The sequence below is a fragment of the Streptomyces sp. DvalAA-14 genome, from assembly GCF_900091855.1.
Lineage (GTDB): Bacteria > Actinomycetota > Actinomycetes > Streptomycetales > Streptomycetaceae > Actinacidiphila.
The window spans coordinates 1-11,292 of the sequence record NZ_FMCH01000373.1 but is presented as its reverse complement, the minus strand read 5'-3'; the positions used below and the strand labels follow the sequence as shown (position 1 = coordinate 11,292).

The 11,292-nt window shown below is 72.6% G+C and carries 8 protein-coding genes; 6 read left to right on the top strand and 2 right to left on the bottom strand.

The annotated features are described in order from the left end of the window. The coding region (locus GA0115240_RS19280) for an RrF2 family transcriptional regulator (protein ID WP_093737922.1) at nucleotides 1-526 on the bottom strand (526 nt) is incomplete at its 3' end. Nucleotides 527-669: 143 nt separating this feature from the next. On the opposite strand from GA0115240_RS19280, the gene GA0115240_RS19275 reads away from it, so the two are divergent. Next, nucleotides 670-1,407 carry an SDR family oxidoreductase gene (locus tag GA0115240_RS19275; RefSeq protein WP_093737921.1) on the top strand — a complete coding sequence of 246 codons (738 nt, stop codon included), beginning with the start codon at nucleotides 670-672 and terminating at the stop codon, nucleotides 1,405-1,407. 243 nt (nucleotides 1,408-1,650) lie between these two features. After that, nucleotides 1,651-3,888 carry a SpoIIE family protein phosphatase gene (locus GA0115240_RS19270; protein ID WP_093737920.1) on the top strand — a complete coding sequence of 746 codons (2,238 nt, stop codon included), beginning with the start codon at nucleotides 1,651-1,653 and terminating at the stop codon, nucleotides 3,886-3,888. 63 nt (nucleotides 3,889-3,951) lie between these two features. On the opposite strand, the gene GA0115240_RS19265 is transcribed toward GA0115240_RS19270, so the two are convergent. Next, the gene (locus GA0115240_RS19265; RefSeq protein ID WP_093737919.1) at nucleotides 3,952-5,985 is read right to left on the bottom strand and encodes a ricin-type beta-trefoil lectin domain protein; all 2,034 of its coding nucleotides are present in this window, start codon (nucleotides 5,983-5,985) and stop codon (nucleotides 3,952-3,954) included. Nucleotides 5,986-6,367: 382 nt separating this feature from the next. On the opposite strand from GA0115240_RS19265, the gene GA0115240_RS19260 reads away from it, so the two are divergent. The 4 genes from GA0115240_RS19260 to GA0115240_RS19245 all read left to right on the top strand — a co-directional run bounded on the left by GA0115240_RS19260 (nucleotide 6,368) and on the right by GA0115240_RS19245 (nucleotide 10,723). Then, entirely contained in the window at nucleotides 6,368-7,111 is a 744-nt protein-coding gene (locus GA0115240_RS19260; RefSeq protein WP_093737924.1) for a response regulator transcription factor, read from the top strand. After that, nucleotides 7,098-9,440 (top strand): sensor histidine kinase, encoded by a 2,343-nt coding sequence (locus GA0115240_RS19255; RefSeq protein WP_256069886.1) that lies wholly within the window; start codon nucleotides 7,098-7,100, stop codon nucleotides 9,438-9,440. Before GA0115240_RS19260 ends, GA0115240_RS19255 begins: the two co-directional genes overlap by 14 nt. A 123-nt stretch (nucleotides 9,441-9,563) precedes the next feature. Further along, nucleotides 9,564-9,959: a hypothetical protein gene (locus GA0115240_RS19250; RefSeq protein WP_093737918.1), complete on the top strand. Its 396-nt coding sequence runs from the start codon at nucleotides 9,564-9,566 to the stop codon at nucleotides 9,957-9,959. Nucleotides 9,960-10,108: 149 nt separating this feature from the next. Continuing rightward, nucleotides 10,109-10,723: a class F sortase gene (locus GA0115240_RS19245; protein WP_256069885.1), complete on the top strand. Its 615-nt coding sequence runs from the start codon at nucleotides 10,109-10,111 to the stop codon at nucleotides 10,721-10,723. Nucleotides 10,724-11,292 lie beyond the last annotated feature (569 nt).

The following is an 11,292-nucleotide window of genomic DNA, read 5'->3' as shown; positions in this document are numbered from 1 at the left end:
GCGGGCTCACGAGCCCACGCGGCCCCACGCGGCCCCACGCGCCCCCGCCGTCCGGCCCGGTCAGCCAGGTGCGGATACCCGCCAGCGCGGCCGGGCCGCTGTCCTGCTCGACACTCCCGGCGAGGTCCGCTACGGATATCGCCTGCAGGGCGGCCCGCCAGGCGGCATCGGCGCCGGCCATCGCGCGGCTGATCGCGCAGGGGCGGGTGCAGGCCTCCGGCGGGGTCGCCAGCGGGCCGCGCCGGCGGATCTCGGTGCACACGAACGCGGGCTGGGCCCCGTCGACGGCCACCACGACATCGAGGACGCTGATCAGCTCGGGGGCCCTGGTCAGCACGTATCCGCCCGCCTTGCCCTGGACCGAGTCCACCAGGCCGGCCCGGGACAGGGCCTGCAACTGCTTGGCCAGATAGCTGCCGGACACCTCGTGCAGTTCCGCCAGCCGGGCCGCGGGCACCGGGTCCGTCGTCGTGGTGAGCACGACACAGCAGTGCAGCGCCCACTCGACCCCGCCGGACAACTTCATGCCCGCACCTCCCACCCGGTTGACTCGGACAAAGACTATCCGACTATGATCTCGGACAAGAAGTATCCGAGTTGAAGGCGCGCCCCCCGCGTCCTCCTGGAACCCGGGCGTGCCCGCTCGGCACGCCCCGGAAGGTGACAGCAATGAAGCTCACCGTCATCGGCGGTACCGGACTGATCGGCTCGCAGGTCGTCCAGCAGCTGACCGCGGCCGGACATGAGGCGGTGCCCGCGGCGCTGTCCACCGGCGTCGACCTGATCAGCGGCAAGGGTCTGGACCAGGCCCTGGAGGGTGCCGACACCGTGGTCAACCTGGCGAACTCGCCGACCTTCGACGAGGCGTCCCTGGACTTCTTCCGCGCCTCGATGACCAACCTGCTCGCCGCGGGACACCAGGCCGGCGTCCGCCACCAGGTCATCCTCTCCATCGTCGGTGTCGAGCAGGTGCCGGAGCTGGTCTACTACCGGGCCAAGGCGCTCCAGGAAGAGCTGCTCCGGCAGGGGCCCACGCCGTACTCCATCGTGCGCGTGACCCAGTTCTTCGAGTTCATGGAGCCGACCATGTCCTGGACCTCCGACGACACCACCGTCCGGCTGCCCGCCACCCCGATCCAGCCGATGGCGGCCGCGGACGTCGCCACCGCGGTGGTCGAGGTCGCCGGCGGCACGCCGCTGGGCGGGATCCGGAACGTGGCCGGCCCGGACGTCTTCCGCCTGGACGAACTCGGCCGGATCACCCTGGCCGCGCGGCAGGACGCCCGGACCCTGGTCACCGACGACACGGCCGGGCTGTTCGCGGCCGTCACCGGCGACGCGCTCCTCCCCGGGCCGGACGCCCGGCTGGCGCCGACGCACTACCGCGACTGGCTCGCCGCCCGATAAGGCACCTGAGCAGGCGTCCGACCGGGCAGCAGAGCCGGCACCGGCCGGAGCACCCGGGAAAGCACCCGAGGAAGCATCCGGGATGTCATCCGGAGAGGCACCCGCCGCGCACCACAGAAAAAGCGGGTAATCCACCAAAAACGGGACAGACGAAACTCTGGAAGGGGCAGCACCGTGCTGCGCGGGTCCCCGGACGGGCTCCGCGGGACCAGGAGCGGAAATCCCAGCCGAGGGTGGCCGAGTATGAGCGCATCCGAACCGAGGGACTCCCGGGACGGGACCTCCCCCACCGTGTACCGCTACGGGAATCCGGCGGTGCCGCCCCTGCTGAGCGCGGCGGTCGGCGACGCGGTCGACGAGCTCGGCGGGGTGATCTGCACGGTCTACTTCCTGGACGAGGCCAAGGCCGAGTTGCGCGCCGCGATGATCGGCGGTACGTCGCCGGCGATGCACGCGATACCCGAGCGGCTCCCCCTCGACAGCAGCTACCCGTCGGCGGAGGCCTTCCGCACCGACCGGCCGGTCATCAAAAAGGGGTCGTACGTCCCGCACGAAGGGGACGATCTGGCCGCCTTCCTCAGTTCCTACTGCGTCAGCGCGGCGCCGATCACCCATGAGGGCCGCCGGTTCGGCGTCATGTCGCTCGTGGTGAGGTCGGCGCCGGGCACCACCCCCGCATCCGCCAGGGCGCAGCAGTGGCTGGCCCGGCGGGCCCGCGACCTCGCCCGGGCGCTGGCCCCGGTCGCCGAGCAGGGTCTCGACATCGGCCCGCCGCCGTGGCCGACGGTCGTCCCCCTGCACCGGCAGCAACCCGGGCTCGGCGAATGGGAGGTGCCGGGCTGGGGTCTGCCGGACGCCCCCGGCTCGGCCGGGCACACCTTTATGTACCAGGTGTTCAAACTCAACGGATCGCTGAACCGGGCCCTGACCCGCGATCAGGTCACCGCCACCGCCGAGCAGCATCTGATGATCCCCTTCAAGGCCCAGGAGATGGCCCTGACCCGGGTGGAGGACTCGCGCCTGTGGGTCGCCGGCCACAGCGGCCGGCAGTCGCCCGGCACGGCGGCACTGCACGGTAGCGGCATCGACGGCCGCACGCCGACCGCCGAGGTGCTGAGCAGGGGGACCCCGCTCTTCTACGGCGACCGGGCCGGAAAGCTGGCGGACTACCCCGACGCGCCCGCGGACGACTGGGAGTCCGCGGCCTATCTCCCCCTCAAGGGAAGCCGGGGCGACATCGGTGTGTGCTGCCTGGGTTTCGGCGCGCCACGCCGGTTCGCACCCGAGGAGCGGGCCGTGATGATGGTGATGGCGGGCATGCTGGGGGCGGCCCTGGAGCGGGTCTGCCTGGAGGAGAGCGAGCACAAGCTCGCGCAGAGCCTGCAGAAGCGGCTGCTTCCCCGCACGCTGTCGGAGCTGCCCGAACTCGTGGTGGCCGCCCGCTATCTGCCGGCGGTGTCCACCTCGATGTCGGGAGGGGACTGGTTCGACGTCGTCAGGCTCCCCGACGAGCGGATCGCGCTGATCGTGGGCGATGTGGAGGGCCACAGTGTGGAGAGCGCGACCGTCATGGGACAGGTGCGCACCTCCGTGCTCGCCTACGTCCGCGAAGGGCACCCGCCCGCCGCGGTGCTGGAGCGGGCCGGCAAGCTCCTGGCGGACATGGACACGGATCTGTTCGCCACCTGCTGTGTGATGTTCCTGGACGGGACCTCCGGTGTCGCCACTTCCTGCCTGGCCGGACACCCGCCGCCGGTGACCTGCGGGCCGCACGGCGTCGACGGTCCCCTGGACGCCCGGCCCGGAGCCCCGCTGGGCGTGCAACCCGACACCCCCTACCAGGACTTCGAGACCACGCTCGACCCCGGAACCCTGCTGCTGCTGTACACCGACGGGCTCGCCGACGGCAGTTCGCTGGACGCGGAGAGCTGCGCCGAGCAGCAACTGGACATGGTCGGCCGGGACGGCACGCAGAACCTGGAGAAGAGCGCCGACCAGGTGGTGGGCGGCCTGGCTCCGCCGGACACCCGGAGGGACGACGCGGTCCTGCTCCTGGCGCGCTACGAAGGGCCCCGGCTCGGGGCGTCGCGGCGGCTGAGCCGGCTGGACATCCAGCGGCACGACCTCCAGGGGGTGGCGGCGGCCCGCAGATTCGTCCGGTCGCAGCTGGAGAGCTGGGACTACGACCTGTCCGCGGACACCCTCGAACTCATCGTGTCGGAACTGGCCACCAATGCGCTGATCCACGCCGACAGCGATGTGCAGTTGCGGCTGCGGGAGTTCGCCGACCACATCGGGCTGGAGGTCATCGACTCCGACACGACGCCGCCGGTGCCGTCCTTCATGGTCGTGTCCGAGGAGGAGGGGCGGAACTTCGAGCACGGCCGCGGCCTGGTCATCGTCGACGCGCTCGTCTCCGCCTTCGGCAGCTCGCCCAACGGCCGGGGCAAGACCGTATGGGTCGAGGTCGCGACGAACTGACCCGGCGGGCGGGGTGCGCGGGCGGACGAGACACCCGCCCGCGCACCCCGCTGCCGCTCCGGTCTACTGGCCGTAGACCTGGAACTCCCAGAGCGAGTAGCCGTACTGGGTCGAGCGGGTCGTGCCGTACACCCGGATGTAGCGGCCCGAACCGGAGAGGTTCAGGGTCTGGGTGCCGCCGGTGCCGGTGGTGGTGGAGTAGAGGGTCGTCCACGTGGAGCCGTCGTTGGAGGTCTGGATCTGGAACGCCTTGCCGTAGGCGGTCTCCCAGTTCAGGACGGCCTTGCAGATGGTGTGGGTCGCGCCGAGGTCAACCTGCAGCCACTGGGGGTCGGAGAAGGCGGACGACCAGCGGGTGCCGTTGTTCCCGTCCACCGCGCTGGACGCGGGGAACGCGACGTTCTCCTGCGAGGACGCCGTCGCGGTCTTGTTCAGGGCGAGATTCGTGGTGCCGCAGGTGCCGCCGCCGCCCGCGGTGACGGTCCAGCTGAAGCTGGTCGTTCCGGTGGTGCCAGCGGTGTCCTTGGCGGTGACGGTGACGGTCGAGGTGCCGGCCGCGGTCGGGGTGCCGGAGATCAGACCGGAGCTGGGGTTGATCGACAGCCCGGCGGGCAGGCCGGTGGCGCTGTAGGTCAGGGTCTGACCCGACGTCGAGTCGGTGGCGTGGATCTGTGTGCTGACCGCGGTTCCCGTCGCGGTGGTCTGGTTGCCCGGGTTGGTGACGGTCACGGTGGGGGAGGTTCCGCCACCGCTGGGCAGGGTCCACAGCTGGCTCGCGGCGCCGGTGCAGGTCTCGATGTCGAGCCGGGCGGCGGTGTTGCCGCCCGGATCGGTCAGGCACAGGCCGGAGTTGAGGTTGACCAGTTCACCGTTGGCCTGGTGGGCCCAGTTCTGCGCCCCGGTGCCGTTGCACGGATACCACTGGACGGTGGTACCGCTGGTCGTTCCGGCGCTGGTCACGTCCAGGCAGCCGCCCTGGACGTGCACGGTGCCGTCGGTGTACGGCGACCACTGCTGGCCCGCGCTGCCGTTGCAGCCGGCCAGGCCGATCGGGTTGGCCTCGGTGTTCAGGCTGTTCTGGTTGGTCGCGCACAGCCCGCCGGTGCCGGTGAGGGTCCCGGTCGAGGTGGCGGTCCCGGTCGGAGTGGAGTTGCCGCCCTGCTCGTAGACGGCCACGTAGCCGACGCTCAGCGTCCCGCCGGACGTGGTCGCCGCGGTCGGGGTGGTGGAACCCTGGATGCCGTCGGGGTAGTTGCCGCCCATGGCGAGGTCGAAGATGATGAAGAAGCCGTGGTCGATGGCCTGTTGCCAGGCCGCGGTGCCGACCGACGCCTCGGTGATCGTGCTCTCGACGGTGCCGTCCATCAGGAACTGCAGCGTCTCGGCACTGGTGTTGGTGCGGTCCACGATGACCGAGTAGGTGTGGTAACCGGTCTGGCAGCTCGACCCGGCCCCCGGGCAGGGGATCAGGGCGTGCCCGCTGCTGCCGGCTCCGTCGTGGAGCGTCTGGGAGCCCTCGTTGAGGGCGTTGACGTCCTCCATCATGTCGATCTCACCGGACTGCGGCCAGCCGCCGCCGGTCCGCATGGTGGAGCCCAGGGCCCAGAACGCCGGCCAGTAGCCGAGGCCGTTGGCCGGGTTGGGCTGCTGGAGCGAGGCGGTCATCTCCAGTTTGCCGCCGGGCGGCGCCTGGAAGTCGCCGCGGGTGCTCTCGATACGGCCCGAGGTCCAGGTCCCGCCGCTGTTGATCGCCTTCAGCGTCAGGTGGCCGTTGCCGTCCAGATAGACATTGGAGGTCGAGTTCGTGGTGTGCTCGATCTCGCCCGTACCGAAGCCGGACCCGATGTCGTAGAACCAGTTCGCGGAGGAGGGGGCGGACCCGGCCGCGCCCGCGAAGTTGTCCCCGAACACCGTGGTCCAGCCGGTCGGCGCGGGCGGCACCGGGTCGGCGGACGCGGCCGGGGCCACCGCCAGCGTGGTGGCCGCGGCGCCGGTCAGCCCGGCTGCCAGCAGCGCGAGCGAGGTGATGACCGAACGCCCGCGCGGCCCTGCGCGGCGGCTCGGGCTGCGGCGGATGATGCGCGGTAAGGAGAACATGCGGGGTGTCCCTTCGAATGCGCTGTCCGGTGACGGACGAGGATCAGGGCATGCCGACGTCGCCCCGCAACGGGGAGGGTCAGCCGTGAAGTTGCGGTACGGGCGTTCGGAGAGCGCTCTCAGGGAGAGGTCTACGACGCGCTACCGACCGTGTCAAGGATTCGCGCAACGGACGGCCCGGGGGGCCGGCCACCTGTGTTCCGCCTGTGTCCGGCCCAGGACCGGGCACCGCGGCAGGCCCCGGCCCAGCTCCCCGACGCCCGCACCCGGCTCGGGCGCGGCCCGCCCGCGGCGCCGGAAAGGGTCCTCCGGCCGCCCCGCTCCCGGTGCCCGGCGGCCGGATATCAGCGGCCCGCGACCCGTGCTGGCTACGATCGTCGGCGTGTGCGCAAACATCATGGTCGCCGAAGACGACGCGAAACAGGCCGAACTGGTGCGCCGCTACCTGGAGCACGAAGGGCACACCGTGACCGTCGTCGAGGACGGCCGGGCGGCCCTGGACGGGGTGCGGCGCGACGAGCCGGACCTGCTCGTCCTCGATGTGATGATGCCCAAGGCCGACGGCCTCGACGTGGTGCGGATCCTGCGCGCCGAGTACCGGGAGGTGCCGGTGCTGATCCTGACCGCCCGCAGCGCCGAGGACGATCTGCTGCTCGGCCTCGACCTGGGCGCCGACGACTACATGACCAAGCCGTTCAGCCCGCGCGAGCTGATGGCCCGGGTCCGTACGCTGCTGCGCCGCAACCGGCGTCCGGCCGGCCCCGCCCCCGGCCGGCTGCCCGGCGCCGCCGGCGACGGGGCGCTGGCCGTGGGCACCCTCCGGGTCGATCCGGCCCGGCACGAGGTGTCGGTGGCGGGGGCACCGGTGGTGTGCACACCCGGCGAGTTCCGTATCCTCGCCGCGATGGCGACCGAGCCGGACCGGGTCTTCACCCGGCAGCGGCTGCTGGAGGAACTGCACGGCTTCGAGAAGTACATCAGCGACCGGACCGTCGATGTGCACATCCTGAATCTGCGCAAGAAGATCGAACGCATACCGCGGCGGCCGGTCCGGCTGCTCACCGTTTTCGGCGTCGGCTACAAGCTGACGGACCCCGCGAAGGACACCCGCCGTGCGTCGTCGTAACGGGCGGACCCGGCTGCCGCTGCGCAAGAGCCTGCTCGGCCGGCTGCTGACCATCTCGGTGCTGGTGGCCTCGTGTTCGGTCGCCGCCACCGCCTGGCTCGCCGTGCAGACCACGTCCGGCGCGATCCGCCAGGAGCAGGGGCAGAATCTCACCGCCGACGCCAAGATCTACAACGCGCTGATGGGTTACGCCGCCACCCACCCCAGCTGGGACGGCGTCGACGCCACCGTGCGGAAACTGGCCCGGCAGTCCCAGCGCCGGATCGCGCTGACCACTCAGGACCGGCATCCGATCTTCGACTCCGCCACCGACACCGGCGCCTCGTCGGCCGGTTCGTCGGCGGGTTCGGCCGCCGACGCTCCGGCCGGATCCAACTCCACCGGCGCCTCGTCCGCCGACCCGCTGCCGGCGCAGCCCTCGGCGGTCGTCGACCCGCTCACCGTCGACCCCGCGCTGGAGCCCGATGCCGCCTCGACCGGCGTGGACCGCGTCGACCCGCGCGCGGTGGGGCCGTTCCTGCTCCCCACGAAAGAGCAGCGGGACCTGCAGAAGGCCGCCGCCGCGGCGGTGGGGTGCCTCAGCAGCGCCGGCATCGCCGCGGACGCCGTCCGGAGCCCGAGCGGGCGGCCCCGGATCCAGTTCGTGAGCAGCTACGCCGACCAGTACGTGGGTGCCAAATGCCTGGCCGGCGAGTTGGCCGCGCCCACGCCGACCGAGAAGAAGGCGCTGCACTCCCTCGACCAACTCGCCGACGCCTGCCTGAAACGGGAGGGCCGCGGCGGCGTGCTGCTGAATCCGGATCTGTCCTGGGACCGGGGCTACGGGCAGCTGGACGACCAGGCGCCAGCCACGGCGGTACCGGCGGATGGGCCGGGGTCGTCCGTCCCGGACCCGGAGCTCGTCGAGAAGAAGGTCGCCGAGCAGCGGATGCAGGCGGCCAGGGCGGCCAAGATGAAGGCCTCCGCCGTCCCGATGCCCACCATGGACGCGCCCGAGCCCCCCAGCGGCGCGGACGACCGGGCGGTGGCCGCCTGCGTCGACACCGCACGCCGCGAGCAGCTCACCGCCTATGTCGCCGCACCGGCCCGGCTGTTCATCGACTCACCCGCCGCCGTCAGCGTGCCCGGATTCGATCTGTCGCCGGCCAACACCGCGCGCATCGCCGGGGTCACGGCGCTGGTGCTGGCCCTGACCGTCGGCGCCTCCGTGATCGCCGGCGTCCGGCTGGTGCGCCCGCTGCACGCGCTCACCGGCGCCGCGCAGCGGATGCGCGACGGCCTGGACTCGGCGCCGGTGCCGATCGGCTCGGACAACGAGATCGGGCGGCTGGCCGCCACCTTCAACGACATGGCCTCGCACCGCGCCCGGCTGGAGGAACAGCGCAAGGTCATGGCCAGCGACGTCGCCCACGAACTGCGCACCCCGCTGAGCAATATCCGCGGCTGGCTGGAGGCGGCCCAGGACGGCCTGGCCGAGCCGGACCCGGCCTTCGTCTCCTCGCTGCTGGAGGAGGCGGTGCAACTCCAGCACATCATCAACGACTTGCAGGATCTCGGCGCGGCCGACGCGGGCGCGCTGCGCCTGCACCGGGAGCCGGTACGGATAGACCACCTGCTCGGCCAGGTCGCCGCCGCCCACCAAGTGTCGGCCGAGACCGCGGGTGTCACGCTGGCCGTCGCCGCCGCGCCGCCCGGCGCCCGGCGGCCGCCGCTGTTCGACGCCGATCCGGTCCGGCTGCGGCAGGCCGTCAGCAATCTGGTCTCCAACGCGATCCGCCACACCCCGCCGGGGGGCGGGGTGACGCTGCGCTCGTATGTGAGCGACGCCGGGGACGAGGTGGCCGTGGAGGTGGCCGACACCGGCAGCGGAATCCCGGCGGACAGCGTGCCGCACGTGTTCGACCGCTTCTGGCGGGCCGAGAAGTCCCGCAACCGCAGTACCGGCGGCAGCGGCCTCGGCCTGGCGATCGTCCTCAAGCTCGCCGAGGCCCACGGCGGCACGGCGGGCGTGGTGAGCACGGAGGGGCAGGGGTCGGTCTTCACCGTACGGCTGCCGGTCACGGCCGGCGGGGCGGAGTCGCCCGCCGCACCGGGGGGCGGGATCACGGGCCGGACCGGGGGGCGGGTCCCGGACCCGACCGGCGATCCGAGCGCAAACCCGAGCGCAGACCCGACCCCGGAGGAGATCCCGGACCGCGCCTCGGACCAGGCCCCGGACCGCGCCTCGGACCGGGCCCCCGACCTGCCGCCCGGCCGGACCGCTCCCGCCGGGCCGGAAGATCCCGCGCCGACCCCGCCCGCCCCCGAGCGGCGCCCCGGCCCGCCCTGATGCGATGACCATGACTTCCTGACAGCTTCTTCATATGCGGTCGCCAGTCTTGGGCCATGCCCGGAACCTGGTGCGAATCGGCATCCAGGTACCACCAAGGCCGGGCCGGAACTGGAGCCATTTATGTCCCGCCATCTCCGCCTGCGTCTCGCCGTCCTGACCGCCGTCGCGGTCGGCGCGATGCTCGTCCCCGCCGCCGAGGCCGTCGCCGACTCGACTCCGTCGCCGGTCCCGTCGGCGACCACGGACAAGACGACGGCGGCGCCGAGCGCGCGCGACAAGGCCGTCGCCGACAAGCAGGCCGCAGCCGCCAAGGCCGCCGCGCAGGCCAAGGCCAAGGCCGTGGCCGGCAAGACCGCGCCGCGGGGCGCCGTCGCCGCCGGCGAGGAGCCGATCGCGCACAACGGGAACGACAACGGCGTCACCGCGCTGGTCGGTTCGGCCACCGGCGCACTGCTGCTCGCGGGCGCCGGCACCTACGTGCTGCGCCGCCGCTCCGCCGTCCGGCACGACGGCTGACCCGGACCGCGTCCGACCGAACGCGGTGGCGCCGCCTGCCGGCGGGCGGCGCCACCGCGTCGCCACCTCGTCCTGCCCTGGAGCCCGTTGTGTTCCCTGCTGTGTCCCCCGCGCACCCCCCGGTACGGCGCTCGCGCACCCGGCCGGCCGTGGCCTGCCTCGCCCTGGTCGTGCCCGCCGCCCTCGTCGCACTGACCGGCTGCTCGGCCGCCCCCGACGCGGCCTCGGCGGCGGTGGCGCCGTCCCCGACGAGTCCGCCGGCCACGTCCGCCCCGACCGCGGCCGGCACCCCGTCACCCGGGGCTTCGCGGACCGCGCCGCCCGCGCCCCCGGCCAGGGTCACCATCCCCTCGGTCGGGATCTCCTCCGCCCTGATGCGGCTCGGTCTCAACGCGGACGGAACGGTCGAAGTCCCGCCGGCCGACCAGGGCATGACGGCCGGCTGGTACACCGGCGCCTCGGTGCCCGGCGCGGCCGGCGCCGCCGTGATCATCGGCCACAACGACACCCGCTACGGCAGGGCCGTCTTCCACGACCTCCGGAAGATCCACCAGGGAGCCGACATCATCGTCACCAACACCCGTGGCCAGACGGAGCACTTCACCGTGACGGGCAAGGAAAGCGTCAGCAAGAAGTCCTTCCCCACCCAGCAGGTCTACGGCCCGACCTCCCTGCACGCCCTGCGGCTGATCACCTGCGACGGCGACTTCGACGCCAACGGCCACCCGGTGAACAACCTCATCGTCTTCGCCACCCTCGACTGACACCCGCCGCCGACACTCCCCGGTCGGGCGCCCACCAGAAAGTCCGGGTGCGGCCGGGCATCAGGGGCAGGTGCGTCCTGAGGGCACTGATCACCGGCGGGCCGGTTCGCGGTGCGACGCAGACGACGAAGAGGAAGAGGGGGACGTGTGAGCGGTTTGCGGGTGACCACCACAGCCGAGGTCTCGATGGAGTTGGGGACCTACGGGTCCGAGCGGCAGGAGGAACTGCACGGGGCGCTCGACCGCCTGGCGGACGCGTCCGCGGTGGGGCCGGCACGCCGGACGGCGTCGGCTGGTACGCGGAACTGCTGCCCGGGATGGCCTTCCACTGGGTCGTCCTGGAAGAACCGCGGCTGGCCATCGTGTGGCAGATCGTGCTGCGCAACTGATCCGAGGCCGCGCCGGCGCGGGGCCGGGCCCGGCGGGCCCCCCGATGCGGCTCACCGACATCCCGGCTCACCGTGTGGTTCACCCGGGCGTCGGACGGTACACCTAACCTCGTTCGTCATGGACGAACAGCGCAACGGCAATGCGGAGATCACCCGTCGCGGGCTCATCGTCGGCGCCGT